This is a genomic window from Allobosea sp., from assembly GCF_048595345.1.
GTDB lineage: Bacteria > Pseudomonadota > Alphaproteobacteria > Rhizobiales > Beijerinckiaceae > Allobosea.
The window spans coordinates 57,083-83,942 of record NZ_JBMDWH010000059.1; the positions used below are offsets into that span (position 1 = coordinate 57,083).

At 67.5% G+C, this 26,860-nt stretch carries 27 protein-coding genes; 18 read left to right on the forward strand and 9 right to left on the reverse strand.

The features are described 5' to 3' along the window. Window positions 1-30 precede the first annotated feature (30 nt). The 4 genes from ACOJTB_RS06710 to ACOJTB_RS06725 all read right to left on the reverse strand — a co-directional run bounded on the left by ACOJTB_RS06710 (window position 31) and on the right by ACOJTB_RS06725 (window position 3,088). On the reverse strand, window positions 31-762 hold the full coding sequence (locus ACOJTB_RS06710) for an amino acid ABC transporter ATP-binding protein (RefSeq protein ID WP_420101775.1): 732 nt from the start codon (window positions 760-762) through the stop codon (window positions 31-33). 116 nt (window positions 763-878) lie between these two features. Beyond that, on the reverse strand, window positions 879-1,706 hold the full coding sequence (locus tag ACOJTB_RS06715; protein WP_420101749.1) for a transporter substrate-binding domain-containing protein: 828 nt from the start codon (window positions 1,704-1,706) through the stop codon (window positions 879-881). A gap of 63 nt (window positions 1,707-1,769) precedes the next feature. Beyond that, window positions 1,770-2,411: an amino acid ABC transporter permease gene (locus ACOJTB_RS06720; protein WP_420101750.1), complete on the reverse strand. Its 642-nt coding sequence runs from the start codon at window positions 2,409-2,411 to the stop codon at window positions 1,770-1,772. Window positions 2,412-2,419: 8 nt separating this feature from the next. After that, window positions 2,420-3,088: an amino acid ABC transporter permease gene (locus tag ACOJTB_RS06725; RefSeq protein WP_420101751.1), complete on the reverse strand. Its 669-nt coding sequence runs from the start codon at window positions 3,086-3,088 to the stop codon at window positions 2,420-2,422. Window positions 3,089-3,286: 198 nt separating this feature from the next. Between ACOJTB_RS06725 and ACOJTB_RS06730 the strand changes: the two genes are divergently transcribed. Further along, window positions 3,287-3,970 (forward strand): TetR/AcrR family transcriptional regulator, encoded by a 684-nt coding sequence (locus ACOJTB_RS06730; RefSeq protein WP_420101752.1) that lies wholly within the window; start codon window positions 3,287-3,289, stop codon window positions 3,968-3,970. A 61-nt stretch (window positions 3,971-4,031) separates the two neighbouring features. Here ACOJTB_RS06730 and ACOJTB_RS06735 read toward each other — a convergent pair whose 3' ends face one another. Together ACOJTB_RS06735 and ACOJTB_RS06740 are read right to left on the reverse strand one after the other, a co-directional pair. Further along, on the reverse strand, window positions 4,032-5,264 hold the full coding sequence (locus ACOJTB_RS06735; RefSeq protein ID WP_420101776.1) for an anion transporter: 1,233 nt from the start codon (window positions 5,262-5,264) through the stop codon (window positions 4,032-4,034). A gap of 5 nt (window positions 5,265-5,269) precedes the next feature. Continuing rightward, on the reverse strand, window positions 5,270-6,583 hold the full coding sequence (locus ACOJTB_RS06740) for an MFS transporter (RefSeq protein ID WP_420101777.1): 1,314 nt from the start codon (window positions 6,581-6,583) through the stop codon (window positions 5,270-5,272). Window positions 6,584-6,874: 291 nt separating this feature from the next. Between ACOJTB_RS06740 and leuA the strand changes: the two genes are divergently transcribed. Then, on the forward strand, window positions 6,875-8,548 hold the full coding sequence (leuA, locus tag ACOJTB_RS06745; protein WP_420101753.1) for a 2-isopropylmalate synthase: 1,674 nt from the start codon (window positions 6,875-6,877) through the stop codon (window positions 8,546-8,548). Window positions 8,549-8,597: 49 nt separating this feature from the next. Here leuA and ACOJTB_RS06750 read toward each other — a convergent pair whose 3' ends face one another. Then, window positions 8,598-8,801 carry a hypothetical protein gene (locus tag ACOJTB_RS06750; protein WP_420101754.1) on the reverse strand — a complete coding sequence of 68 codons (204 nt, stop codon included), beginning with the start codon at window positions 8,799-8,801 and terminating at the stop codon, window positions 8,598-8,600. Between the two features lie 163 nt (window positions 8,802-8,964). On the opposite strand from ACOJTB_RS06750, the gene ACOJTB_RS06755 reads away from it, so the two are divergent. From ACOJTB_RS06755 to ACOJTB_RS06825, 15 genes are all read left to right on the forward strand, one after another. After that, on the forward strand, window positions 8,965-10,461 hold the full coding sequence (locus ACOJTB_RS06755) for a sensor histidine kinase (protein ID WP_420101755.1): 1,497 nt from the start codon (window positions 8,965-8,967) through the stop codon (window positions 10,459-10,461). Further along, window positions 10,458-10,901: a response regulator gene (locus ACOJTB_RS06760; protein ID WP_420101756.1), complete on the forward strand. Its 444-nt coding sequence runs from the start codon at window positions 10,458-10,460 to the stop codon at window positions 10,899-10,901. Before ACOJTB_RS06755 ends, ACOJTB_RS06760 begins: the two co-directional genes overlap by 4 nt. A gap of 22 nt (window positions 10,902-10,923) precedes the next feature. After that, entirely contained in the window at window positions 10,924-11,991 is a 1,068-nt protein-coding gene (locus ACOJTB_RS06765) for a sensor histidine kinase (protein WP_420101757.1), read from the forward strand. Window positions 11,992-12,130: 139 nt separating this feature from the next. After that, the gene (locus ACOJTB_RS06770; RefSeq protein WP_420101758.1) at window positions 12,131-12,829 is read left to right on the forward strand and encodes an HAD-IB family phosphatase; all 699 of its coding nucleotides are present in this window, start codon (window positions 12,131-12,133) and stop codon (window positions 12,827-12,829) included. Next, a complete protein-coding gene (locus ACOJTB_RS06775; protein ID WP_420101759.1) occupies window positions 12,822-14,252 on the forward strand; it encodes an aspartate aminotransferase family protein in 1,431 nt (476 codons plus the stop codon). Before ACOJTB_RS06770 ends, ACOJTB_RS06775 begins: the two co-directional genes overlap by 8 nt. A 17-nt stretch (window positions 14,253-14,269) precedes the next feature. Further along, window positions 14,270-15,193, forward strand: a complete 924-nt coding sequence (locus ACOJTB_RS06780; protein ID WP_420101760.1) for an arginase family protein — start codon at window positions 14,270-14,272, stop codon at window positions 15,191-15,193. After that, window positions 15,190-15,549 carry an EamA family transporter gene (locus ACOJTB_RS06785; protein ID WP_420101761.1) on the forward strand — a complete coding sequence of 120 codons (360 nt, stop codon included), beginning with the start codon at window positions 15,190-15,192 and terminating at the stop codon, window positions 15,547-15,549. The genes ACOJTB_RS06780 and ACOJTB_RS06785 overlap by 4 nt, the downstream gene beginning before the upstream one ends. 13 nt (window positions 15,550-15,562) lie before the next feature. Then, window positions 15,563-16,414 carry an alpha/beta hydrolase gene (locus ACOJTB_RS06790; RefSeq protein ID WP_420101762.1) on the forward strand — a complete coding sequence of 284 codons (852 nt, stop codon included), beginning with the start codon at window positions 15,563-15,565 and terminating at the stop codon, window positions 16,412-16,414. Continuing rightward, window positions 16,411-17,583 carry a GNAT family N-acetyltransferase gene (locus tag ACOJTB_RS06795; protein WP_420101763.1) on the forward strand — a complete coding sequence of 391 codons (1,173 nt, stop codon included), beginning with the start codon at window positions 16,411-16,413 and terminating at the stop codon, window positions 17,581-17,583. Before ACOJTB_RS06790 ends, ACOJTB_RS06795 begins: the two co-directional genes overlap by 4 nt. Beyond that, a complete protein-coding gene (locus ACOJTB_RS06800; protein WP_420101764.1) occupies window positions 17,580-17,975 on the forward strand; it encodes a DMT family transporter in 396 nt (131 codons plus the stop codon). The genes ACOJTB_RS06795 and ACOJTB_RS06800 overlap by 4 nt, the downstream gene beginning before the upstream one ends. Further along, window positions 17,968-18,399 carry a DUF2147 domain-containing protein gene (locus ACOJTB_RS06805; protein ID WP_420101765.1) on the forward strand — a complete coding sequence of 144 codons (432 nt, stop codon included), beginning with the start codon at window positions 17,968-17,970 and terminating at the stop codon, window positions 18,397-18,399. The genes ACOJTB_RS06800 and ACOJTB_RS06805 overlap by 8 nt, the downstream gene beginning before the upstream one ends. Before the next feature lie 58 nt (window positions 18,400-18,457). Beyond that, complete coding sequence (locus tag ACOJTB_RS06810; protein WP_420101766.1) at window positions 18,458-20,182, forward strand: sensor histidine kinase; 1,725 nt, start codon at window positions 18,458-18,460, stop codon at window positions 20,180-20,182. Further along, window positions 20,179-21,555 (forward strand): sigma-54-dependent transcriptional regulator, encoded by a 1,377-nt coding sequence (locus ACOJTB_RS06815; RefSeq protein WP_420101767.1) that lies wholly within the window; start codon window positions 20,179-20,181, stop codon window positions 21,553-21,555. Before ACOJTB_RS06810 ends, ACOJTB_RS06815 begins: the two co-directional genes overlap by 4 nt. 93 nt (window positions 21,556-21,648) lie before the next feature. Further along, a complete protein-coding gene (locus tag ACOJTB_RS06820) occupies window positions 21,649-22,461 on the forward strand; it encodes a MipA/OmpV family protein (protein ID WP_420101768.1) in 813 nt (270 codons plus the stop codon). Between the two features lie 30 nt (window positions 22,462-22,491). After that, entirely contained in the window at window positions 22,492-23,100 is a 609-nt protein-coding gene (locus ACOJTB_RS06825; protein ID WP_420101769.1) for an HAD family hydrolase, read from the forward strand. Between the two features lie 4 nt (window positions 23,101-23,104). Here ACOJTB_RS06825 and ACOJTB_RS06830 read toward each other — a convergent pair whose 3' ends face one another. Next, on the reverse strand, window positions 23,105-24,106 hold the full coding sequence (locus ACOJTB_RS06830) for a phosphotransferase family protein (RefSeq protein WP_420101770.1): 1,002 nt from the start codon (window positions 24,104-24,106) through the stop codon (window positions 23,105-23,107). Next, the gene (locus ACOJTB_RS06835) at window positions 24,103-25,314 is read right to left on the reverse strand and encodes an acyl-CoA dehydrogenase family protein (protein WP_420101771.1); all 1,212 of its coding nucleotides are present in this window, start codon (window positions 25,312-25,314) and stop codon (window positions 24,103-24,105) included. The genes ACOJTB_RS06830 and ACOJTB_RS06835 overlap by 4 nt, the downstream gene beginning before the upstream one ends. Window positions 25,315-25,619: 305 nt before the next feature. On the opposite strand from ACOJTB_RS06835, the gene ACOJTB_RS06840 reads away from it, so the two are divergent. Beyond that, window positions 25,620-26,860, forward strand: a 1,241-nt coding sequence (locus ACOJTB_RS06840; protein ID WP_420101772.1) for a DNA translocase FtsK, incomplete at its 3' end; no start/stop codon positions are given.

Consider the following 26,860-nt stretch of genomic DNA (forward strand, 5'->3'; position numbering starts at 1 on the left):
CCGTGATGCGTTGCGGTGGCGATCTGACGATCAATGCTTGCGGAGGATGTCGCCGAGAAATGTCTGCGTGCGCTCCTGACGCGGTGCGCTGAAGAATTCCTCGGGCGGAGCCTCTTCGACGATGACGCCCTCGGCCATGAAGATCACCCGGTCGGCGACCTGGCGGGCGAAGCCCATCTCATGGGTGACGCAGATCATCGTCATGCCCTCATCGGCCAGGCCGATCATGGTGTCGAGCACTTCCTTGACCATTTCGGGGTCGAGGGCTGAGGTCGGCTCGTCGAAGAGCATGACCTTGGGCTTCATGCACAGCGCGCGGGCGATGGCGACGCGCTGCTGCTGGCCGCCGGAAAGCTGCGCCGGATATTTCCCGGCCTGCTCGAGGATCTTGACCCGCCCGAGCAGCTGGCGGGCGGTCGCCTCCGCTTCCGCACGACCGACGCCGAGCGAGCGCATCGGCGCCAGCATGCAGTTCTGAAGCACCGTCATGTGCGGGAACAGGTTGAAGTGCTGGAAGACCATGCCGACCTCGCGGCGCACCGCGTCGATGGTTCTGCCGTCATCGGCGAGCGTCGTGCCGCCGACCCGGATCTGACCCTTCTGGTAGCTCTCCAGGCGGTTGATGCAGCGGATCAGCGTGGATTTGCCCGATCCGGACGGTCCGCACAGGACGATGCGCTCGCCCTTGCGGACGGACAGGGTGATGTCGGTCAGAGCCTTGTAGCCGCCATACCACTTCTCGACGTGTTCCATGGCGATCATGGGGGTCGCGTCAGCCGGCGCGGCGGAGGTTGCGGTGGCGCTCATGGCCCGGCTCCGTTGCATCTGGGCGATCGAAAACTCCGCCCGGCCGTGGCGCCGGGCGGAGAGAGGCCAGCTCAACCGGCCGTGAACGGAATGCCTTCGAGGCTGTCCGGGAAGGTGTGGACCGGGACCTTCATCCACTTGTCGTAGATCGTCTTCAGCTCGCCATTGGCCTTGATCTTGTCGATGAAGCTGTTGAGCGCGGCATTCAGCTCCTTTTCGCCGAGGCGTGTGCAGGCGCCGTTGTAGAGGTTCTGGAATGCGAGCTTGTTCTCGAACTCGCCGGGGCGGGCCTGCTCGATGCGCTGCAGATAGAAGACGTTGCCGCCCACGGCCTGGACCTGGCCGGAGACCAGCGCCTGGATGGACGGCGCATCGCCGTCATAGCGGCGGATGGTGGCGCTCGACGGGGCGTTCTTGGTCACCTGCGTGTCCTGGGCCGAGCCCTTGGCGACGCCGATGGTCAGGGACCCCATGTCGGCATTGGTCTTGATCGTATCCTTCTTGGCGCCGACGAGCACGATGGTGTTGGCGACATAGGGCTTGGAGAACTGGACCGCCTTGGCGCGCTCGGGCAGCATCGCCATCGTGGCGAAGAGCACATCGACGCGGCCGGTGGTCAGCGCCGGGATCCGGTTGTTGACCTCGAGCGGCACGAATTCGACCTGCACGCCGAGTTCCTTGGCGAAGAGGGCGGCGATGTCGGCGTCGAGGCCGTCCTGCTTGCCGGCGCTGGTGACGAAGCCCCAGGGCGGGTTATCGCCCTGAATGCCGACGATGATCTTTCCGCGGGCCTTGATCTCGGCCGGTGTGATGGCCTGGGCCGGGGCGCCCATCAGGGCCGGCAGCGCCAGCGCGGCGGCGCCGGCGGCGAGCATGAGGCGGCGGGTGGTGTTCATCATGGTTTCTCTCCCTTGGATACGCGGTGATCGCGGTTGGTTTGGTCGACCCTTTGCGGGTTCTCTTCAGCGCGAGGCGATGGCCATGCGCCGCTCCAGATGACTGCCGTAGAGCGAAAGCGGCCAGCAGATCAGGAAGTACAGGATGCCGACGATGCCGAAGACGAGCAGCGGCTTGAAGGTCTGGTTGGAAACGATGTTGCCGGCGCGCGTCAGCTCGGTGAAGCCGACGATCGCGGCGAGCGAGGTGCCCTTGATGAGCTGCACGAGGAAGCCGATCGTCGCCGGCAGCGAAATGCGGATCGCCTGCGGCAGGATGACGTCGCGCATCCGGGCGGTGTAGCGAAGGCTGAGCGCCTTGGCGGCCTCGGTCTGGCCCTTCGGCACGGCCTCGATCGAGCCCCGCCAGATCTCGCCGAGATAGGCGCTCGCATGGAGGGTAAAGCCGATCGCGACGGCGACCCAGGCATCGAGACGCAGGCCGATCAGCGCCAGGCCGTAATAGACCACGAAGAGCTGCATCAGCAGAGGCGTGCCCTGGAAGATCGCGATGTAGCCGGAGGCTCCACGCTCGACCGGGCCGATGCCGCAGGTGCGCAGCAGCGCCACCACCAGCCCGAAGACGCCGCCGCCGGCGAAACCGATGACGGAGAGCAGAACCGTCCATTTCAGGCCGGCCAGCAGGAAGAGGAACTCGCTCTCGCCCATCGCCCGCCTCACTTCACCGGATAGGAGAAATAGCGGCGCGTGATCTCGCCGAAGGCGCGCATCATGATCCAGGAGATCACGAGGTAGAGCACCGTGATGGTGCCGTAGACCTCGAAGGAGCGGAAACTCGACGTCTCGATCTGCTGAGCGACGGAGGTCAGCTCATAGGCCGATATCGCCGAGCAGACGCTGGTCGTCAGGGTCAGCAGCACGAACTGGCTGGTGAGCGAGGGGAAGATCGCGCGCAGGGCCGGCTTCAGCACGATCAGCCGGAAGACCTGCGCCTTGTGCAGCCCCAAAGCGAGGCCCGCCTCGATCTGGCCGACAGGAATCGCCTGCACGCCGCCGCGAATGATCTCGATGGCATAGGCACCGCCATTGATGCCCAGCGCGATGATTGCGGTCGGGGTCGGGTCGAGCCGCAGGCCTGCCAGCGGCAGCGCGAAATAGATGAAGAAGATCTGGACGAGGAAGGGCGTGTTGCGGATCAGCTCGACGAAGGCCTTCACGGCCCAGCGGACCGGAGCGAACGGCGAGTCACGAAGGATCACGCCGCCGATGCCGATGACGATGGCCAGCGCCATGCCGCCGAGTGCGAGCACGAAGGTGCCCAGACACGCCGCGAGCAGCGCCGGCATGCCGTCGATGACGGGCGTGAAATCGAGCTGGTAACCCATTCCTGCTCCCTTGCGGACGACCTTCTGCGGGTCGACTCGCGCTTCCTCGGTCGTCTTCGCCGCGCCGCTTCCGGGCGCTGGGTGCGGCTTGCGTCCTCGCCCCACGGTGATAAATGTACCATCCGGTTAAATTCAGTCAAGCCGCCGGCGCGCGCTTCCAGGGCCGGCGGCCGAGGCGGGATGGGGAGGACCGGAACGATGAGCAAATCGGCGTCCGCGACCGCGTCCCCCCCGGCGCGCGGCAAGCCGCGGCAATCCAGCTGGACGCAGGATCCGCAGGGCGTCCGGCGCAACATCCTCGATGCGGCCCGCCGGGAATTCGTCGAGAACGGGCTGAGCGGCGCGCGCGTCGACGAGATCGCCGCCCGCACCGCGACCAGCAAGCGGATGATCTATTATTATTTCGGCGACAAGGAGGGGCTCTACCGCGCGGTCCTGGAGGAGATGTACGAGCGCATCCGCGAGCTGGAGCGCAGTCTCGACCTCGCCAGCCTGCCACCGGTGGAAGCGATCAGGCTGCTGGCCGGCTTCACCTTCGACTACCATGCGCAGAACGCCGATTTCGTGCGGCTCGTCATGGTCGAGAACATCCATCACGCCCGCCATCTGGCGAGTTCGGACCGCATCGCGACGCTCAACCTCTCCGCCATCGACATGATCCGCGAAGCTTATGGGCGCGGCGTCGCGATGGGGCTGTTCCGGCCCGGCATCGAGGCGATCGACATCCATCTGACGATGAGTGCGCTCGCCTTCTACAACGTCTCCAACCGCGCGAGCATCCGCCAGGTCTTCGGCCACGACATGGGCGCGCCTGACACGATCGCACGGCGCAGGGCCATGGCCATCGAAGCGGTGCTGGGCATGCTGCGGCCCGGGCACTGAGGCGGAAAGCGATATCCTATCTTGGCCGATCGAGACCGCATCCGGTCGGGCATACGATGGTCTAGCGCAGCCAGAACACCCCGATCGCCAGCGTCGCCAGGGTCAGCGGCGCGCCGATCCTAAAATAGGCCCAGAAGTCGATCGTGATGCCGTCCTTCGCGGCGCGCTCGGCGACGATCAGATTGGCGACCGAGCCCAGCAGCGTGAAGTTGCCGGCGAGCGTCGAGGCCATCGCCACGACCAGCCAGGCGCGCTGCGGATCCTGCACCGTCTCGACGAACGGCTTCAGCACCAGCACGGCCGGTACGTTGCTCACGAGGTTCGACAGGACCGCCGTGACGCCCGTCAGCACCGCCACATTGCCGAGGTCGAACTGCGCGGCCTGGGCGATCACATCCTTCGTGAGCACGGCATGCTCAAGCCCCCTCACCACCACGAAAAGCCCGGCGAACATCAGCAGAAGCTGACCGTCGATTTCGGCATAGACCTTCCTCGGCTCGATCCGCCGCGTCAGCAGCAGCAGCGCCGCGGCACAGATCGCGACCTTCGCGACAGGCTGGCCGAGGAAGAACAGGCCGATCATCGCCAGCGAGACCAGCGCCGACTTGGCCGCCAGCCAGCCGTGATAATGCGCCGGCACGGCGGCCTCGGGCAAAGCCTGCCTCGTGACGTATTCGCGCGGGTTCAGCAGCAGGACGAGCAGGATGGTGACGAGCAGGCCGAGGGCGGCGACCGGCACCAGCGCGCCGGTGAAGGCGCCATAGGAGATGCCGGACAGGTTGCCGATGATCATGTTCTGGGGATTGCCGGTGATCGTCGCTGTCGAGCCGACATTGGAGGCGAGCGCGACCGCGATCAGATAGGGCACCGGGTTGCGGTCGAGCGCCCGCGTGAGGGTGATGACGATCGGGGTCATCACGAGGCAGATCGCATCGTTGACGAGAAAGGCGGAGAGAACGCCCGTCGTGACCACGACCGCCGCCAGAAGCAGGGCCGGGTGTCGCGCCCTGCCGACCGCCCAGCCGGTGACCATGCGGACGAAGCCGGAGAGCCTGAGATTGGCGACGACGATCATCATGCCGAGCAGCAGCGTGATCGTGTCGAGATCGATGGCGCGATAGGCGTCCTCAAGCGGCAGCACGCCGCAGGCGACCATCAATGCGGCACCGATCAGGGCGGCTCCGGCCCGGTCCACGCGCAGGCCCGGGACGCGGCCGATCGCGATCGCCACATAGGTCGCGACGAAGATCGCGATCGCGGCAAGCTGCGTGCCGCCCAAACCCCAGCCGGCCATCGAATTCACGCAACCTTCTCGCCCGCGCCGCCCGGGACGGGAGCGGCCTCATGGTCGGTCGGCGGCTGATAGTCCCGCGTTTCCGGCATGGCAACGATGTAGAGCACCAGCCCCGCCGCCGCGATGGCGGCGAGCGTCAGGAAGGCGGCCGAATAGCTCGCCTGCACGATAATGACGCCCGCGAGCGAGGCCGACATCGAGGCCCCCACGCCCTGGAAAGTCGCGACCGCGCCCTGCGAGACATTGAAGCGGCCGGTACCGCGCGTCAGATCGGCCACGACGATCGGGAACAGCGCGCCGAAGATGCCGGCGCCGACGCCGTCGAGCGCCTGCACCGCCACGAGCCAGAACGGATTGTCCGACACCACATAGAGCGCGCCGCGCAGCGCCAGCACACCGAAGGCGAGAAGAAAGAGCGGCTTGCGGCCCCAGCCATCGACCTTGGCGCCGACCAGCAGCGCCATCGGCACCATGACGCATTGCGCCGCGACGATGCAGACAGCGACGAGGGAGGTCGCCTGCTCCTTGCCGACGACACGGGTGAGAAGCTGCCCCACCGAGGTCAGCATGGCCGCATTGGCGAGGTGGAACACGGCGCAGAGCAGCGCGAACAGCATGAGATGGCGGTTCTTGAGCAAGGCTGCGAAGCCGGAGGGCTTTTCATCGTCGACGGCCTCGTCGAGGCCGCGCGCGAGATCGTCGTCGATCTCCTTTTCGGGCACCATCAGCATGGCGCCGATGCTGAAGACGGCCAGGATCGCCATCAGCCAGAACACCACGACCGGGCCGAAGAAATAGGCCGTGCCGCCGGCGATCGCCGCCGAGACCGCATTGCCGAGATGGTTGAAGGCCTCGTTGCGGCCGATGCGCTTGGAGAACATCTTCGGCCCGACGAGACCGAGCGTGATCGCCGCGAGCGCCGGGGGAAAGATCGCACCGGCGATGGCCGCGAGCGATTGCGTGCCGACGACGAGGTAGAAATTGCTGATGAAGGGCAGCACGACGCAGGACAGCGTCACCGCGACGGCAGCGGCGATCACGATGGCCGGCTTGTGCCGGCCGCGATCGATCAGCGCGCCGGCCGGCGTCTGCGCGATCAGCCCGACGATGCCAGCGATGGTCATCACGAGGCCGATCGTCGCCTCGTTCCAGCCCTGCTCCGGCCCGCGCACGGCGAGCAGATAGATCGCCAGATAAGGGCCCAGGCCGTCGCGCACATCGGCGAGGAAGAAATTCAGCGCATCGAGACCGCGCAGGGCGCGCTTCGAGGGGTTACGCCCGCCCGCGGACGCTGCCGCGCCCTTCGCTTCGACCGCCATCGTCATCGTCGGCACCTCGCCTATAGCCGGCGGAGGCGCCGGATCGTCACGTCACGCAACATGCCAGCGCGTGTCCGGTTCCGCACCCTGCCCTGCAAATGTGACGTTGCGTCCGCCGTGATGCCGGACGGCCACGGCGCGGCGGGATTGATCAGCGTGCGGTGCTCTGCTTATGTCGCGTCGCTGCGAAGGCGGCAGGCCGCAGCCCATCATCGATGCGGCCTGGATCATCGCCTCGCACCGCGCCACCGGCCTGCCGGAGGTTCGGATCGCCACCGTGAAGGTTTTCCCATGTCCAGCATGCCGATCTCGAAATACCGCGCCTATGCGCCGGTGAACCTTCCCGACCGGCAATGGCCTTCCAAAGTCCTGGAGACGGCGCCGATCTGGTGCTCGGTCGATCTTCGGGACGGCAATCAGGCGCTGATCGAGCCGATGGGCGTCGAGCGCAAGAACCGGATGTTCCAGCTTCTGGTGAAGATGGGCTTCAAGGAGATCGAGGTCGCCTTTCCGGCCGCCTCGCAGACCGATTTCGATTTCGTCCGCTCGATCATCGAAAGCGGCGCCATTCCCGACGACGTCGCGATCCAGGTTCTGACCCAGTGCCGGCCGGAACTGATCGAGCGCACCTTCGCCGCGGTGAAGGGGGCGAAGAACGTCATCCTGCACTTCTACAATTCGACCTCGACGCTGCAGCGCGAGGTGGTGTTCCGCGCGGATCGCGACGGCATCACGAAGATCGCGGTTGAGGCGGCAACGCAGATCAAGGCGCTGGCGCAGGCCGCGCCGGAGACGAACTTCACCTTCGAATACTCGCCCGAGAGCTTCACCGGCACCGAACTCGATTACGCGCTGGAGATCTGCGAAGCGGTGAAGGCGGTCATTCAGCCGACCCCGCAGAACAAGCTGATCCTGAACCTGCCCGCGACGGTCGAGATGGCGACGCCGAACGTCTATGCCGACCAGTTCGAATGGTTCGGCCGGCATATTTCGGGCCGCGACAGCGTGCTGCTCTCGATCCACCCGCATAATGACCGCGGCACGGCTGTGGCGGCGGCCGAGCTCGCGCTGATGGCCGGCGCCGACCGCGTCGAAGGCACGCTGTTCGGCAATGGCGAGCGTACCGGCAATGTCGACATCGTCACCATGGCGCTCAACCTGTTCACACAGGGCGTCGATCCCAAGCTCGATCTGCGCGACGTCAGCGAGATCCGCAGCGTCGCCGAATACTGCACGCAGTTGCCGGTGCATGAGCGCCACCCTTACGTCGGCGACCTGGTCTACACCGCCTTCTCGGGCTCGCATCAGGATGCGATCAAGAAGGGCTTCGATGCGCAGCAGAAGCGCAACGACCCGCTGTTTCAGGTTCCCTATCTGCCGATCGACCCCAAGGATGTCGGGCGCGACTACGAGGCGGTGATCCGCATCAACTCGCAATCGGGCAAGGGCGGCATCGCCTATATCCTCCAGGCCGATCACGGGCTCGATCTGCCGCGCCCGCTGCAGATCGAGTTCTCCAAGATCGCGCAGGAGCAGATGGATGCCGACGGCAAGGAGCTAACCAGCACCGCCCTGTGGAGCCTGTTCGGACGCACCTATGGGTTGACCGATGCCCCGCTCGAACTGGTCTCGCACAAGACCCTGCCGACCGGCCAGGGCAGTCGCACGCTGACGGCCGAACTCAGGCAGCAGGACGGCACGATCCGCAGCATCGAGGGCGAGGGCAACGGGCCGATCGACGCTTTCGTCGAGGCGCTGAAGCAGGAATTCGGGATCGACTTCTCCTTCCTCGACTATCACGAGCATGCGGTGGGGCGCGGCGCCAACGCCAACGCCGCCTGCTATGTGAAGCTGGAGGATGCGCAGGGGCGGATCGTCCACGGCGTCGGCATGGACCCCAACATCGTGATGGCCTCGCTGAAGGCCGTGCTCAGCGGCGTGCAGCGGATCAAGACCGGCGCCTGAGCCGGCAGTCATTGCTGCACAAGGGCGGGCGGAGAGCCACCCGCCCGCCTCAGCCCGCGTCGGTCTTCGCCCGCTCCAGAATCGCGATGGTCTCCTCCAGGCTCTCGCGCACGCCGAGCAGGAAATCCTTGCGGAAGGCGATGATGGTGTCGGGCGGCTCGCCCTTATGGCTGTAGACGACGCTGACCTGCTCGGGATTGACGTAGACGGGCTTGCCGTCTCCCGGCGAAGTGAATTTGCAGAGCTTGGTCATGGCAATTCTTCCCTCGGTGGAGAGCTGGACGGCTTAAGCCATCCGACCCGGCGTGCAAAAGAGCCCCCCGCACCATCCGAACTCTCCCGTCGATGTCATTTGACGTTGCACGCGAATCCGTGATTGGCCATCACCCTCTTTCCCGAACCCCCCGGCTCGCCGCATGCCCATCTCCCAAGCGTTCTTCAAACGCTCCAACGCCGTTCTGCTGGCGGCGGGGATCGCGATCCTGCTGGGCATCGTCGCGACCTCGCTGTGGCTGACGGCGGCCAATGAACGCTATTTCGGCGAGGTGGTCGCGGCGCGCGGAGTCCGCAGCGCCTCGGCCGACCTGATCTCGCTGGTTCAGGATGCCGAAACCGGGCAGCGCGGTTTCCTGCTCACGCGCGACGAAGCCTATCTGGCGCCCTATCTGCGCGCCGCGGACGGGTTCGAGGCTGCGCTCGAGCGCTGGCGCGCCGCCGTGACGCGCGTCTCCGGTATCGAGCCCGAAGCCGACACGATGGCGCGCGCTCTGCGCCAGAAGATGGCGGAGCTGGCCTCGACGGTCGCGCTGGCGCGAGCCGGCGATGTCGAGGGCGCCCTGGCGGTGCTGCGCGAAGGGCGCGGCAAGCAGCTTATGGACGATCTGCGCGATGATTTTTCGCAGATGCTCGGGCGTTCGGAAGTCCGTCTGCGCGAGGCGGTGGCGGCGCAGAGCCAGGCCGGCGAGAGGCTGCGCTGGACCACCATCATCGGCGCGATCCTGCTGATCGGCATGGCGGGGGCAGCGGTCTGGACGATCTTGAGCTACACCAATGAGCTGACCGCCGCGCGGCGCGAGGTGGAGGCGCTGAACACCGGCCTCGAAGAGCGCGTGCGCCAGCGGACCGACGCCCTGACCAAGGCCAATGAGGAGTTTCAGCTCTTCGCCTATATCGTGACGCATGATCTGCGGGCGCCGCTGGTCAACATCATGGGCTTCACCAGCGAGCTGGAAGCGACCTTCGAGCCGATTTCCGGCTATGTCACGGCAGGGCAGGCAGCCACGCCCGAGCAACGCACCGCCGCCGAACTGGCACTGAAGGAAGACGTTCCCGAAGCGGTCGGCTTCATCCGCTCCTCCACCCGCAAGATGGACGGGCTGATCAACGCCATCCTGAAGATTTCCCGCGAGGGCCGCCGGGCGCTCAAGGCCGAGCCGGTCGATCCGACCAAGGTGGCGGAGGCCGCTGCGGCCGCGGTGCATCACCAGGCCAGCGGCGAGGAGGGCGGCGGCATCAGCGTCGATTCCACCGTCTCGCGTATGGTGACGGACAGGCTCTCGCTCGACCAGATTCTCGGGAACCTGCTCGACAACGCCATCAAATACCGCTCCCCGGAGCGGCCGATCCGCATCGCGGTGACGATCCGGCCCGAGGCGCGCGGCTGGGTGCGCATCGCGGTCGAGGACAATGGGCGCGGCATCGCCGCGAGCGATCACGAGCGCATCTTCGAGCTCTTCCGCCGCTCCGGCTCGCAGAACACCGCCGGCGAAGGCATCGGCCTTGCCCATGTGCGCACGCTGGTGCGCACTCTGGGCGGCGATATCACCGTAAAGTCGAAACTCGGCAGTGGCAGCACCTTCACCATCCTGCTACCCACCGATCTCACCCTTCACAGAAGGACCGCGGACGCATGAACCGGGCTAAACCCGTCTCAATCATCATGATCGAGGACGATGAGGGGCATGCGCGCCTGATCGAGAAGAACATCCGCCGCGCCGGGGTGAACAACGAGATCATCCCCTTCACCAACGGCACGGATGCGCTGGAATTCCTGCTCGGCCCGGACGGATCGGGCGAGGCCAGCGCCGGCCGGCACCTGCTGATCCTGCTCGACCTCAACCTGCCCGACATGGGCGGGGTGGATATCTTGGAGAAGGTGAAGAGCAACCAGCATACCAAGCGCTCGCCGGTGGTGGTGCTGACCACGACCGACGACAGCCGCGAGATCCAGCGCTGCTATGATCTCGGCGCGAATGTCTACATCACCAAGCCGGTCGCCTATGAAGGCTTCGCCAACGCGATCCGCCAGCTCGGCCTGTTCTTCTCCGTGATGCAGGTTCCGGAAACCGCATGATCGCCCTCGCGGCCGCAGCCTGATGCCGAACAACGCCATCCAACTGCTCTACATCGACGACGATGCGGCGCTGGGGCGGCTGGTGCAGCGCATCCTGGCCCGGCGCGGCTATGCGGTGACTCATGCCGGCTCGGCGGAAGCGGCCTTCGCGCAGCTGGAGAGCCAGCCCTACGACGTGATCATCCTCGATCACGACCTCGGCACGACATCGGGGCTGGAGGTCATGGCGGCGCTGACCGAGCGCGGGCATGTGCCGGCCGTCGTCTATGTCACCGCCTCGGCGGAGCTTTCGATCGCGGTTGCGGCGCTGAAGGCCGGCGCGCTCGACTATGTCATCAAGACGGTGGGCGAGGATTTCGAGGTTCTGCTGGTGGCCGCCGTCGAGCATGCCGTCGGCAAGACCCGGCTCCAGCGCGCCAAGGAGCAGGCCGAGCGGGAGGTTCTGGCCGCGCGCGACAAGGCGATCGCCCTTCTCGCGGAGGTGAATCACCGCGTCGCCAACAGCCTCGCGCTGGTCGGCTCGCTGGTGCGGATGCAGGCCAATGCGGTGCAGGACCCGGCCGCCAAAGCGGCGCTGGCCGAAACGCAGGCGCGCATCACCGCGATCGGCAATCTGCACCGCAGCCTCTACACCTCGGACGATGTGCGCAGCGTCGATCTCGGCGGCTATCTGGCCACGCTGATCCGCGAATTCGAGCGCTCCCTGACCGGCTCGGACATCACGCCGTCGATCCGCTTCGAGGCCGTGCCGCTTCAGGTGAAGACCGACCGGGCGATCTCGATCGGTCTCATCACCACCGAGCTGCTGACCAATGCGCTGAAATATGCCTACCCAGAGGGCTCGGGCGAAGTGCGCGTGCGGCTCGAGCTGCTGGAGACCGAGGCGGTTCTTTCGGTTGCCGATGACGGCGTCGGCTGGACGGGCCAGGGCCAGGTCACCGGCACGGGCCTCGGCAGCCGCATCGTCCGCGCGATGGCCAACAGCCTCGGCACGGAACTGCGCTACGAGCAGCAAGCTGGACGCGGCACCTGCGCCGTCTTGCGCCTGCCGCTGGCGGTGATGATGCCCGACGACGTCCAAGGCGACTGAACGCGACCTCCAAAAATTGGAGCCGCCCCCGCAAAACGGGGAGCAGGCGCAAGGCCGAAATCATCTCTTTCCTATATTTGCCAATGACTTGAGCCTTGGCACGCTCCTTGCCGAACAGTCTTCGCGATTACGAAAGCGAATGACGATGCTCTGGCAGGCCCTGATCGATTTCGACGGCACGATTTCATGCCGGGACACCACCGACGCCATCCTCCAGCGCTTCGCGGAGCCGGGCTGGGAGGAGATCGAGGCGCAGTGGGAAGCCGGCGCGATCGGCTCGCGCGAATGCATGGAGCGGCAGGTCGCCCTGCTGCGCGTCTCGCCCGACGTGCTCGATACCTTCACCGCCTCGCTCGAGATCGACTGGGGCTTTTCCGCCTTCGTGCGGCTGTGCCAGCGTCACGGTGTACCGGTCACGGTCGTCTCCGACGGTCTCGACCGCACGATCCATACGCTGCTCGGCCGGGCCGGGCTCGGCCATCTGCCGGTCGTCGCCAACCATCTGGAGCCGATCGGCGGCGATCGCTGGCGCATGACCTCGCCGCATGCGGCGCCGGGCGGCGCCTGCGGCAGCGGAACCTGCAAATGCCGCATCGCCTCGGGACTGTCGCGGCCGCTGACGCTGCTGGTGGGCGACGGCCGCTCCGATTTCTGCCTCGCCGGCGAAGCGGACCTCGTCTTCGCCAAGAAGAGCCTCATCGCGCATTGCCGCGAGGCGACGATTCCCCACCACCCCTTCGCGGATTTCGCACAAGCCGTCTCGCTTCTGGAATCCGTGCTGGCGGGCGCCGCCCTGCCGGCCGAAAGCCTGACCCTCAAGGACAAGATCGATGGATGATGTGACCTCCCTGCTCGACCGGCCGGCCTCGCCCGCGGACGGGCTGGCGGCGGAAGAAGCGCGGCTGCTCGCGCTGGAAGCCGAGTATTGTTCGCATGGCGACACGGTGCATTACACGCAGTTCCCGAAGATCTTCTCGGGCTGCGACGGCTCCTTCATGCACGACGCCGCCGGCAACCGCTTCCTCGACCTGCAGATGTGGTATTCGGCGGTCAATTTCGGCTATGCCAATTCGCGCCTGAACAAGGCGCTGAAGCGCCAGATCGACACGCTGCCGCAAGTCGCCAGCCAGTATCTCCATCGCGAGAAGATCGAGCTGGCCGCGATGATCGCGCAGGATGCGCAGCGCAAGTTCGGCGCCAAGGGCCGCGTCCATTTCAATGTCGGGGGCGCGCAGGCGGTCGAGGATTCGCTGAAGCTCGTGCGAAACGCCTCGGGCGGCAAGAGCCTGATGTTCGCCTTCGAGGGCGGCTATCACGGCCGCACGCTCGGCGCCTCCGCGATCACCTCCTCATACCGCTACCGCCGCCGCTTCGGCCATTTCGGCGAGCGGGCGCATTTCATCCCCTTCCCCTACCATTTCCGGGGTCCCAAGGGCATGAGCAAGGAGGAATACGGCGAGCACTGCGTCGCGCAGTTCGCCCGGCTCTTCGAGAGCGAATACAACGGCGTCTGGGATCCCAAGGTCGGCCAGGCCGAATACGCCGCCTTCTATGTCGAGCCGCTGCAGGGCACCGGCGGCTATGTCATCCCGCCGCCGAACTTCTTCACGGGCCTGAAGAAGGTGCTGGACGACCACGGCATCCTGCTGGTGGTCGACGAAATCCAGATGGGCTTCTACCGGACGGGCAAGCTCTGGTCGATCGAGCATTTCGGCGTGCAGCCGGATGTGATCGTGTTCGGCAAGGCCGTGACCAACGGTCTCAACCCGCTCTCGGGCATCTGGGCCAAGGAAGCCCTTATCAACCCGACGGTGTTCCCGCCCGGCTCGACCCACTCCACCTTCAACGCCAATCCGCTCGGCACAGCCGTCGCGCTCGAGGCGATGAAGATGATGGAGGAGGAAGACTACGAGACCATGGTCATGGCCAAGGGCGCGTATTTCCTCGAAGGACTCAAGGACCTCGAGAAGCGCCACAAGATCGTGGGCGAGGTCGACGGGCTCGGCATGGCGCTGCGGATCGAGATCTGCGAGCCGCATGACAGCTACACCCCCTCCAAGCGCCTCGTGGACCTGATGTGCGACGAGGGCATGAAGGCCGATCTCGAGGTCGCGGGCCAGCGCTACGGCCTCGTTCTCGATATCGGCGGTTATTACAAGAACGTCATCACGCTCGCGCCTGCTCTGACCATGAGCTACGCCGAGATCGATCTGGCGATAGCGCTGCTCGATCAGCTCTTCGCCCGCGTCGCAACGGCCTGATAGCCGCCGAGGGCCCGTTGCGATTGCAAATCATCGATCTCGACGCAGGCGTGGCGGCTCAGGAGCCGCTGCGCCGGCGCATCGATGCGGGAGCCGCAACCCGCATCGATGCTGCCGACCTCGCCTGCCGCCTGCGGATCGTGGCCAGCCGGGGAGCGCTGCAAAGCCTCGCCTCCCGGCTGAAGCCCGCCGCGGGCGGCAGCAGCGAGCCCTGCGTGACGTTCTACGGCTCGGGTGATTTCCATCACCTGACCGCCGGTCTCGTCGCGGCGGTCGAAGGGGACGTCACCATCGTCCATTTCGACAACCACCCCGATTGGGTGCGCTTTCCCGCGACGGTCAATTGCGGCGCCTGGGTCAACCGCGCGCTGGAATTGCCGCAGGTACGGAAGGTGGTCACCATCGGCCCGTGCAGCGACGATCTCGTGCGGCCGGAGCTGCAATTCGCCAATCTGGACGCGGTCGCCGACGGACGCATCGCGCTCTTTCCCTGGCGACATGCGCCCTCGCGCGTCTGGGGCCGCTATGGCGCGACGGCCAGCTATCGCCAGCAGGGCGGCCATCTGCATTGGCGCAATCTCGCGGACGAGGATTGGGACGCCTTCCTCGACGAACTCGTCGCGGCGATCCCGACCCGCGCGGTCTGGCTGACGATCGACAAGGACGTGCTCGGCCCGCAGGACGCCTGCACCAACTGGGACCAAGGCCAGATGCCGCTCGGTTATCTGCTCGCCGCCGTCGAGCGGCTCGCCGGGGCACGGGCCATCGCCGGCATCGATGTCTGCGGAGACTGGTCGCAGCCGCGCTTCCGCGATCCGTTCCGGGCCGGTCTGGCCTTCTTCGACCATCCGAAGGCGGTGACCCCGACGCCGGACGCGCTCGCCCGCAACGGCGCCGTCAACGAGGCGCTGATCGGCTGTTTCGAGCGGGTGCTGTCGTGAATGCCTGGATCGCCTTCTGGTTCGCTCTCTCCGTCGTCTGCGATGTCGCCGGCCAGCTCTGCCTCAAGCGTGGAGCCGATGAGCTGCCGGATGCCTCCGGCGTCGCGCTGGCGCTGGCGAGCCTGCGCTCGGGCTGGGTTCTGGCGGGCTGCGCGATCTATGTCGCCGAAATCTTCATCTGGCTGCGCATCCTCGCCGAGGTGCCGCTCTCGATCGCCTTTCCGGTCGCGAGCCTGAACTTCCTTGGGGTGACGCTCGCGAGCGCCCTCGTGCTCAAGGAGCGCGTCGTGCTGCGCCAGTGGATCGGCGCCTTCCTCATCACCTGCGGCGTCGTCGTCGTCGCCCATACCGCCTGACGGGACAGCTGCCGTGCCGATCCGCGACCACAGCCTTCGCTATGCCGGCAACGAGACCGGCTTTCTGCTGATCCACGGGCTCGGCGGCACGCCGGTCGAGATGCGGCTCGTGGCGCGGGCGCTCCACCGCGCCGGGCACACCGTCCACTGCCCGCAGCTGGCCGGGCATTGCGGCACCGAGGCGGACCTGCTCGCCACGGGCTGGCGCGACTGGGCGGGCAGCGTGCTCGCCGAGCTCGACCGCATGCGCGAGACTTGCGAGCGCGTCATCGTCGGAGGCCTCTCGATGGGCGCGGTCATGGCCATGCACATCGCCGCCGAGCGGCCGCTCGATGTCGACGGGCTCGCGCTCTATGCGCCGACTTTGCGCTACGATGGCTGGTCGATCCCCTGGTATTCCTTCCTGCTGAAGCTGCTGATCAACACGCCCGTGGGACAGCGCTTCAGCTTCGTCGAGCGCGAGCCTTACGGCATCAAGGACAAGCGCACCCGCCATGTCATCATGCACGCGATGGCCTCGGGCGACTCGGCGGAGGCCGGGCTGCACGGCACGCCGTCACAGGCCGTCCAGCAGATGTGGCACCTGATCGCGAAGACCCGCCGGCAGATGCCCGCCATCACTTGCCCTGCCCTCCTGGTGCATGCGCGGGAGGACGATGTCGCGAGCCTCTCCAACGCCTTCGAGATTCAAAGGCGCCTGGGCGGGCTGGTCGATGCCGTCATTCTCGACGACAGCTATCATCTCGTCACGATCGACCAGCAGCGAGACATCGTGATCGAGCGGTCGCTGGCGCTGGCGGCGCGGCTCGCGAAGGGGGCGGCCCCCAAGCGCCCCGTGCCGCTGCACAGCGTCGCGGCGGAATGAGCTTCGCCGGACGCATCGCGGCCAGCATCGCCGAGATCGATGCCGGGGCCTGGGATGACTGCCTCCCAGGCGAGGCGGAATGCCATGGCTATTACCGCGCCTGCGACGAGGCGGCGGCTCGGTCGGGAACGGGGCTACGCTGCGCGGCCGTTTCGGTTGACGATGGCAAGGGCGTGGCGGCCGTCGCGCCGTTCTTCCGCTTCGATTACCGGCTGGACACCCCGATCCAGGGCCGCCTGCGGCCGATGGCGGATGCGGTCTTCGGTCGCCTGCCCGGCCTCGTCACGCTCAAGGTCCTCTGCGTCGGCTCCCCTTACGCCGAGCGCTGCCATCTCGGCTTCGCGCCCCGGCTCGATGCCGCCCGCCGGCAGGGCGCGGCCCGCGCGATGATCACGGCGCTGGAGCGGCAGGCGCAGGCCGAGGGCGCCCATCTCGTCGCCTTCAAGGATCTGGGACCGGACGAAGACGCGGCGCTCGGCCCCCTGCTCGGCGCGGCGGGCTTCGCGACGCTGGGCTCGCTGCCGGTCGCCGTGCTCGACCTGCCCTTCGGCGACGAAAACGGCTATCTCGCCTCGCTCTCCAGCGGGACGCGCAAGGATATCCGCCGCAAGCTCGCCAAGGCGACCTCGGTCCGCATCGAGCATCGCAGCGACATTGCCGGTCTCGAAAACCTCATCGGGGATCTCTACGAATCCACCCGCCGCCAGAGCGGGCTGGACTATGGCGACCTCGAAGTGCTGCCGCCGGGTTATTTCCCGGCCGTGTCGCGGGCACTGGGCGAGCGGGCGGTCTTCGCGCTGTACTGGGTCGGCGAGGAGCTGGCGGCCTTCAACCTGCTCCTCGTCGAGCCCGGCCGCGTGATCGACAAGTTTCTGGGCATGCGCTACCCGCTGGCGCGCCAGCATAATCTCTATGCGGTGAGCTGGATGGCGAATGTCCGCTTTTGCCTGGCGCGCGGCATCCCGCTGCTCCAGAGCGGACAGACGGCCTATGCCGCGAAGCTGCGCTTCGGCAGCCGCCTGGTGCCCTCGACCATCCGCTTCCGGCACCGCAACGCGGCCCTGCAATGGCTGCTGGGGCGGCTCAGCCCCTTCCTGTGCTTCGCGCGCTTCGACCCCGACCTTTCCGCTTTCGCGACTCGGACGCAGGTGCAGGAGAAGGCGGCATGAGCCTGCTCGAACGCGGCGCCGGCCGGTGGCGGCAGATCCTGATCTGGACCGCCTTCATTGCGCTCGATACCGGCACGCAGATCGCCTTCAAATGGGGGGCGGACGGCCTCTCCGATCTCGATTTCGGCGTGCCGATGCTGCTGCGGGCGGTGAGCCTGCCCGGCGTCTGGCTGGCCGCGCTCGGCTATGTCGGCACCTTCTTCGTCTGGATGGCGATCCTCAAGGACATGCCGCTCAGCCGCGCCTTTCCGATGACGGGGCTCGCCTATGTCACCGTTCCGCTTCTCGCTTGGCTGGTGTTGGGGGAGAGCATCGACCTGACGCGTGCCTGCGGCATCGGGCTCATCGTCGCGGGCGTCGTCGCGCTCGGAGGAGACCATGATCATGCCTAGACATTCCGGCGCAGGCCGCGCCTTCGCCGCCCTTCTGCTGGCGGCGCTGCCGGTCATCGGCGCACGCGCCCAAGATGCGGGCGGCATCTCCGGGAAATGGCGCGATTCCGACGGCGAATCGATCATCGCGATCGCACCCTGCGGGCCGGCGCTCTGCGGCAAGATCGTCTGGCTGAAACAGCCGCGCATCGACCGCAACAACAGCGATCCCAAACTGCGCGAACGGTCGCTGATGGGCGTGCAGGTCCTGTCCGGCTTCAAGCCGGATGGCAGCGGCAAGCTCGGGGGGCGGGGCTACAACCCGGAAGACGGCAAGACCTACGCCACGACCCTCGCCCTCGACGCGTCGGGCCGGCTGATGGTGCGCGGCTGCGTCTTGGGAGGCTTGATCTGCGACGACGACCTCTGGACAAGAGAACCCTGAGGGTCGCCGGGTTCTGACGGCGGCCGGCAAAGAGGTGGCGCAGGTGACGACGGGGCGGATGAGCACGGTCAGGGTGAGGCTTGTCATCGCCTTCATGCTCGTCAGTGTGCCGGCGATGCTGGCCTCCGCCTATGTCGCCGCCCGGCTGATCTCGACGGCCTTCGAGCAGAACGTCGCCCAGTGGCTCGGCGAAACCTCGCGGTTCTTCCGGCTCGAGGTGGTCGAGGCGACGCAGGAGGCCCAGCGCGTCGCCAGCGTCATCGGGCAGCGGTTGGAGCGGGCCTCCAACTCCGACCTGACGCAGCCTCACGCGATCCAGCGCGAATTCCAGCTTCTCACCTCGGTCGGCTATGACCTCGTCGCGATCTATGACGCGAACCGGCAGGTCCTGTTCTCGTCGCGCGCCTTCAGCGCCGACACGCCGCTTCCCGTCCAGAGCGGCGAAGGCATCTTCAAGATTCGCTCGGGCGAGGCGCATCTCATCATGGCCGGGGCGGTCCAGGCCGTGAACGTCAAGGGACAGGCGGCCTTCGTGCTCGTCGGCAGCTGGCTCGACGAGAGCTATCTCGGCGGCATCAAGGTCGTGACCTCGCTCGATGTGCGCCTCTTCGCAGATTTCGGCGGGGCGCTGGTTCCGGTCCTGCGCACGCATCCGGAGCGCGCGGCGTCCATCCCCGACAACATCAAGCAGCAGCTCGCCCAGGGCGAGGACGACGAAATCTTCGATCCGGCGGCTGATGGCGGGCGCTACCGGGCGGTCTATACCGGCTTTCGCGGCATAGACGGGCAGCTGGCGGCGATCGGGTTCATCGGCCTGCCGAAGGATGCAGGCTTCTTCGAGCAGTTGAGCCGGCGGCGCCTCTTCATCGGCATCTTCGCCTTCGGCTGCGCCATCTCGGTGCTGGTCGGCATGATGATGTCCTCGCTGCTGGTGCGGCCCCTGCGAAGCCTCACCCAAGGCGTGCGCGCCATCGCCGCCGGCGATTTCGGCCATCGCGTGCCGGAGCGCGGCGGCGGCCACGAGATCACCGAGCTGGCCACCGGCTTCAACGGCATGGCCGAGCAGCTCGGCAAGCTGCACGAGCTGGAAGGCGAGCTGCGGCGGCGGGACCGTTTCGCCGCGCTCGGACAGGCGGCGGCCGTCATCGCCCATGAGGTGCGCAACCCGCTGGGTATCATCAAGACCTCGACGGAGGTGGTGCGCAACCGGGCCAAACTCGCCGGCTCGGAGGACCGGATGCTGGGCTATGTCGTCGACGAGGTCAGGCGCATCGAGACGCTGGTGCGCGACTTCCTCGACTTCGCCCAGCCGAAGCCGCCGGTGAAGACGGAGCTGGCGATGCGCAGCGTCATCGACCGGGTCGCGGCCATCGCCGCGCCAGAGCTGAGCCGGCGCAAGCTCACGCTCGCCATCGCCGACGAGAGCGCCGGTGCGAGGATCCTGGGGGATCCGGACCAGTTGCACCAGGCCTGCCTCAACCTTCTCCTCAACGCCATGGACGCCATGCCCGGCGGCGGCACCATCCATGCCGATATCGGCGCGAGCGAGGGCTGCGTCAGCCTGACGATCCGCGACGAAGGGCCGGGCATCCCGGCCGAAATCGGCGGGCAGATCTTCAACCCGTTCTTCACGACCAAGGCCAAGGGAACGGGGCTGGGGCTGGCGAAGGTGCAGACGGTGGCGGAGGCCCATGGCGGCAGCGCGACCTGCGCCAGCCCGGACGGGCAAGGAGCGGCCTTCACGCTTTCGATTCCGCGCGCCGCCGCGGGAGGCCGCCCATGAGCCATTCCATCCTCGTCGTCGACGACGAAACCCGGCTGGCGGACGTGCTGGCCGCTGCGATCGAAGACCTCGGCTACCGAACCGTGGCGGTGGACAGCGCGCGCGCCGCGCTGATGGAGCTGGAGCAGGCGCGTTTCGACCTCGTGCTCACGGATCTGCGCCTGCCGGTGATGGATGGCCGCGCGCTGCTGAAGGAGGTGCGCAAGCGCTGGCCGGACGTCCCGGTGGTCGTGATCACCGCCTTCGCGGCGGTGCGCGACGCGGTCGAGCTCGTGAAGGAAGGCGCCTTCGACTACATCGCCAAGCCCTTCGAGATGGAGGACGTGGCCGCGACGATCCGGCGGGCCCTGCGGCTGGCCGATGTCGTGCGCGAGAACGACCGCCTGCGCGGGGAGCTGGAAGGCCGCTACAGCTTCGACACGCTGATCGGCAACAGCGCCGCCTTCCGCCGGGTGATCGAGCAGGTGACCGAAGTGTGCGAGACCCGCGCCACGGTGATGCTCAACGGCGAGAGCGGCACGGGCAAGGAGCTGGTGGCGCGCGCGATCCACTTCAACAGCCCACGCCGGGCCAAGCCCTTCGTCGCGGTCAATTGCGCCGCCATTCCCGAGGGGCTGCTGGAAAGCGAACTGTTCGGCCATGTGAAGGGCGCCTTCACCGGCGCGCTCGCCAACCGGACCGGCCGCTTCGCCGCGGCCGATGGCGGCACGCTCTTTCTCGACGAGATCGGCGACATGCCGATGGGGCTGCAGGCCAAGCTGCTGCGGGTGATCCAGGAGCGCAGCTTCGAGCCGGTGGGCGCCAGCCGCAGCCAGAGCGTCGATGTGCGCCTGGTGACCGCCACCCACAAGGACATGCGCCAGGCGATCGCCGAAGGGCGCTTCCGCGAGGATCTCTATTATCGCCTCAACGTCTTCCCGATCCTGCTGCCGGCGCTGCGGGAGCGGCGCGAGGACGTGCCTCTCCTGGCCGGCCACTTCATCGTCGAACTGGCGGAGGCGATGGGCAAGCGCGTCACCGGCTTCACGCCGGCGGCGCTCTCGGCCATGGCGACCTATGATTGGCCGGGCAATATCCGCGAATTGCGCAACTGCATCGAGCGGGCGGTGATCGTGGCGCGCGCCGACGTCATCGACGAGCGCGACCTGCCGCAGGATCTGTTCGAGCCCGGCCGGCGCGAGGCTCCCAGCGGCCTGCCGCGCGATCTCGACGCCGAACTCGAGCGGCTCGAGCGCGGTTTCATCGTGGAGGCGCTGCGCCGGACGGACGGCGTTCAGGTTCAGGCTGCCAGGCTGCTCGGAATCGCGGAGCGCAGCCTGTGGCATCGCATCAAGAAGCTCGGCATCAGGGTCGGCCGCTCGGTGAGCGAATGACGCCTGCCCGCGCAGCATGTTATGGCAACGTCAATCCGGGCGCGCTATGGCTGCGGCCGGTCGGCACGTCGCCGCAAAGACGAGTGGGTTTCGATGCGTAAGATCGCCCTTTCCGGCTTGCTGGCCTTCGGCCCGCTCGCGGCGCAGGCCGCGGATGTGACGCCGGCCCTCACCGACCCGACCCCGGCCAAGGGCTGGGTGGTGACGATCGGCCTCTCGACGCAGCTCGGCCCGAAATATGACGGCGCGAGCTCGGCCGGCCTTTCGGCCATGCCCTCGATCAGCTGGCGCAAGGCCGGGGATGCCGATGGCTTCAGCGCGCCCGATGACGGGGTCGATCTCGCCCTTTACGAGACCGATCGCTTCAGCGTCGGCGTGGTCGGGGATTTCCGGGGCGGGCGCTATTCGGGGAGCAACAATCGGCTGTTCGGCATGCGGGACGTGCCCTGGACGGTCGAGGCCGGCCTCTTCGCCGAGTTCTGGCCCGTGCAGGACAGGCTGCGCACGAGGCTCGAAGTCCGGCAGGGCTTTCACGGCCATCACGGCGTGGTCGCCGATTTCGCGATCGACTGGGTCGAACGGTTCAACGGCTTCACCTTCGCCATCGGCCCGCGCATGACGCTGGGCGATGCGCGCTTCATGAGCCGCTATTTCGGCGTCACCGCCACAGAAGCCGCGATCAACCGCTACTTCATGCCCTATGCGCCCGATGGCGGACTGAAGAGCGTGGGGCTGGCGAGTTCGCTCGACTATAAATGGTCCGATGCCTGGTCGACCACGCTGTTCGGCCGCTATGACCGGCTGGCGCAGGACGCCGCCCATTCCCCCCTCGTCGCGACCGTGGGCCAGCGCCATCAGGTCACGGTCGGCGTCGGCATGAACTACTCCTTCGAGGTCGGCGGCTGACCGGCCGCGCCTTCTCCCTGATTCATCGCCATGGCCACCCCCATCGTCGTCTTCGATGTCGGCAACGTCCTGCTCCGCTGGGACCCGACGCTGGTCTATCGCGAACTCATTCCGGATGCGGAAAAGCGGGACTGGTTCATGCGCCATGTCTGCACCGGCGCCTGGAACATCGAGCAGGATCGCGGGCGCAGCTGGGAAGAAGGGGTCGCGCTCCTCGTCGCCAGCCATCCCGAGTGGGAGCGGGAGATCCACGCCTATGACGAGCGCTGGCACGACAGCGTGCCGGGCGTGATCGCGGACAGCGTCGCCGTCCTGGGGGAGCTTCGGGAGCGGGGCGACGCGGTCTATGCGATCACCAATTTCTCGCGCGAGAAATGGGCCGAGTGCCTGATCCGCTTCCCCTTCCTGCAGAGCTTCTCCGGCGTCGTCGTCTCGGCGCATGAGCGCCTGATCAAGCCCGACCCGGCGATCTTCCAGGTGCTGTTCGAGCGCTATGGGCTCAAGGCGGGCGACTGCGTCTTCATCGACGACAGCGAGAAGAACATCGCCGCCGCCGCGCAGGCCGGCATGAAGACGGTGCATTTCGTCGAGCCGATCGACCTGCGCGCCGCCCTGCGCGGGCATGGGGTGAGGATCTGATCCCTCAGATCAGTTCGGCGGCGCGTCGGGCGAAGGCGGAGGCGAGGCGGCCGGTCTCGGCGGCGTTTCCGGCGGATGCGGTCCCGGCCTTGGCCCGCGCTGCGATGCCCTCGAAGATCACCGCCCAGCGGAACAGCGCGAAGGCGAGGTGGAAGGGCTGCAGAGCCGCGCCGTGATGCGCATGCTCGCCATAGATGCCGGCGAAACGCTGCAGCGAAGGGATTCCGAGCCCGTCCAGATCGAGGCCGGCCAGCCCGCCATATTCCTCAGGCGCCGATTGCCAGGCGATGGCGGCGTGGGCGAGATCGGCGAGCGGGTGGCCGAGCGTCGAGAGTTCCCAGTCGAGTAGGGCGACGATGCGCGGCTGCGTGGGGTGGAACATCACATTGCCGATGCGGTAGTCGCCATGGACGAGCCCGCTGGTCTCGTCCTGGGGAATATGCGCCGGCAGCCAGGTCCGCAGCCGCTCGATATGCGGATCCGGCCGATCTCCGGAGAGCTCCCATTGCCGGCTCCAGCGCGCGATCTGGCGAGCGAAGTAATTGCCGGGCCGGCCGTAATCGGCGAGGCCGACGGATGCGACATCGACATTGTGCAGGGCCGCCAGGGTTTCGGCGAGGGCCGCATACATCGCCGCCCGCTCCGGCGCGGACAGGCCCGGCAAGGTGCAGTCGTGGAAAACGCGGCCCTCGACCTTCTCCATCACATAGAAGGGCGTGCCGATGATCGCGCGGTCGTCGCAATAGAGCAGGGCCGGCGCGACGGGCACGGCGGTCTCGGCCAGGGCCCGGATCACCCGGTATTCGCGGTCGATCGCATGGGCCGAGGGCAGAAGGTCCCCCGGCGGCTGCTTGCGCAGCACGAGCGCGCGGTCGTCGTAATCGACGAAGAAGGTCGGGTTGGACTGGCCGCCTGCGATCGGGGCGATGCGCATCAGGCCGGAGCAGCCGAGCGCATCACGCAGATGGCCATCGAGCCGCGCCTGATCGAAGCCGGGCATCGTCATGCGCCCGCCACCGGCCAATGCCAGAAATCATCGCCTTCCTTGTCGAGGAAGCGGTTGAGGACCATCTGGTGGACCTCGTCGGCGCCATCGACCAACCGGGCCTGCCTTGCATAGCGGTAGATCCATTCCAGCACCGTATCCTTGGAATAGCCGCGCGCGCCGTTGATCTGGATCGCCATGTCGGCGGCCTCGTGCAGCGTGTTGGCCGCCTGGACCTTCGCCATCGACACCTCCTTGCGCGCCTGCCCGCCGCGATCGAGCTCCCAGGCCGCCTTCATCACCAGAAGCCGGCCGATCTCGATCGCCATCGCGGTGCGGCCGAGCTTGAGCTGGATGCTCTCGCGGTCGGCCAGCCGCATTCCGAAACTCTCGCGCATCGCGGCATAGTCGCGCGCGACCTCGACACAGCGCTTGGCGAGGCCCAGCCAGCGCATGCAATGGGTCAGGCGTGCGGGCCCCAGCCGGATCTGCGTGACCTTGAAGCCGTCGCCCTCCCCCATCAGCACATCCTGCGGTGCAATGGCGAGGCCGTCGAATTCGATCTCGCAATGGCCGCCATGCTCCTCGGGGCCCATGATCGGAATGCGCCGCACGATCCGCCAGCCGGGCTGGTCGCGATGGAAGAGGAAAGCGGTGAGGCCGCGCCGGGCATCGTCCGAGGTGCGGGCGACAACGGTGAGATGGGCCGCCTGCTCGGCCCCGGTGATGAACCATTTGCGGCCATGGAGCCGGTAGGAGCCGTCCGCCTGCTTCTCGGCGCGGGTGCGGATCATGGTCGGGTCGGAGCCGCCGCCCGGATGCGGCTCGGTCATGGCGAAGGCCGAGCGGACCTCCCCAGCGACGATCGGCGCGAGCCAGCGCCGCTTCTGCTCAGGCGTTCCCACTGCCTCCAGCATCATCATGTTGCCGTCGTCGGGCGCGGCGGAATTGAACACCACCGGCCCGAAGATCGAGCGGTTCATCGCCTCGTAGCAGACCGCCATCCCCATGCGGCCGACGCCGAGCCCGCCATTCTCCGGCTTCAGCTGCAGGCACCAGAGCCCGGCGGCGCGTGCCTTCGCCCGCAACTGCGCGAGCACGGGCTCCGCGATGTTGTCATGGGCATCCCAACTCGCCGGGTCGCTCTCATGGGGAATGATCTCGCTCTCCACGAAGGCGGCGATGCGCCGGCGCAGATCGTCGAGTTCAGGGCTGATCGTGAAATCCATGAGGGGCGTGATCCGGGCAGGCGAGCGGCAGGGCGGGCCGCATCGCGACCCCTGAGCGTGGTGTCCAAGGATGCTAGGCGATCGCGGCGGAAAGGGGACCCCGCTTTTCGGACGAGGGCCCCCCGCGCAAGGGGCGATCCGGGTCGCGGGCAGGCGCAGCAAGCCGCCCGAAAGCGCGGCGCGTTCAGCGCCCGTTAACTCTGCCCGGCTAGCTGTTGAGACAGGTTCATGGTGAGTGGTGTCGCTGGGTCCATATGTATAAGCGCGATCGTCTTCAGCGAACAAACCTCTTCGCTTCCAATGACTTGGGTGTCCAGTCGATCGACGAGCGGATGGCGCCGACGCGGGCGGCCAATGCCGTGCCGGCCCCCGGCGAGCCCGTGGGGACGGTACCGCCCGGCACCTATCTGCGGCAGGGCCGGGCGGGTGCCCGGCGCGCGGCGGCGCAGGCGGACGGCGCTTCGGCGGCGCTGAGCCCGATGCCCTCCTTCGGCGCGTCCCTCACCGCCTCGTTCAGCGGCTCCTGGCAGGGCGGCATCCATCCGCCGGCCCTGCCGCTGTCGGAACAGACGCGGGTGCGCTTCTGGCGCACCCCGCGCCATCTGATGCACAAGATCTGGGGCACGCCGGAAGCGGAAGCGCAGGCTGAAGCGGAGGCTCAGGCCTTGCCGGCGATCGCCCACGACGATGTCTGCACGGCTCCGGTCGAGCTCCTTCCGCCGCAGGCGGCGCCCCAGCCGCGCGAGGCGGCGATGCTCGACGAAACGGCAGACTGGGCCGACGAGCCCTTCATCGCCGATGTCGCGCTCACGCCCGAGCCGACGACGCCCTTCGCCTTCCTCTCCGACCATGCCTTCTGGGATCTCGTCCCGGAGCTGGAGCGCGATGAGGAGGAGCTGCCGCCTGCCGCATTGCCCGCGCCTGCTCCGGTGATCACGGCGGCTCCTCGCCGCGCTCCGATGGCGCCGCGCAAGGCACCCGAGCCCGTCCGGCAGGCCGCAGCCGCTGCGCCGCGCGTCGAGACCGCCTGGCAGGGTTACTCGGTGCAGCTCAACTACTCGCTGAGCGCCCTGCCCTCCAGCCCGGCCGCGCCGATGCCGCGAGTCTCGGCCCAGCCCCGCCCGATCGCGCCGGCTCCGACGCCGTTCGTCGCCGAGAGCGAGCGCGTGGCCGCGCCGAAGGCGATCAGGCCCGCCAGTCTTCGCGACATGAAGGTGCGCGTGATCGCGCATGATGGCGGCTTCGAGCTGCCGCCGATCGAGTTTCTGGCGGAGCCCCCGCAGGCGCAGGACGAGGTGCCGGTCGAGACGTTGCAGCAGAATTCGGGCCTGCTCGAAGGCGTGCTCGAAGACTTCAACGTCAAGGGCGAGATCGTCCAGGCCTGCCCCGGCCCCGTCGTCACTCTCTACGAGCTTGAGCCTGCTCCGGGCACCAAGAGCTCGCGGGTGATTTCGCTGGCGGACGACATCGCGCGGTCGATGAGCGCGGTCTCGGCCCGCGTGGCGGTGGTGCAGGGCAAGAACGCGATCGGCATCGAGCTTCCCAA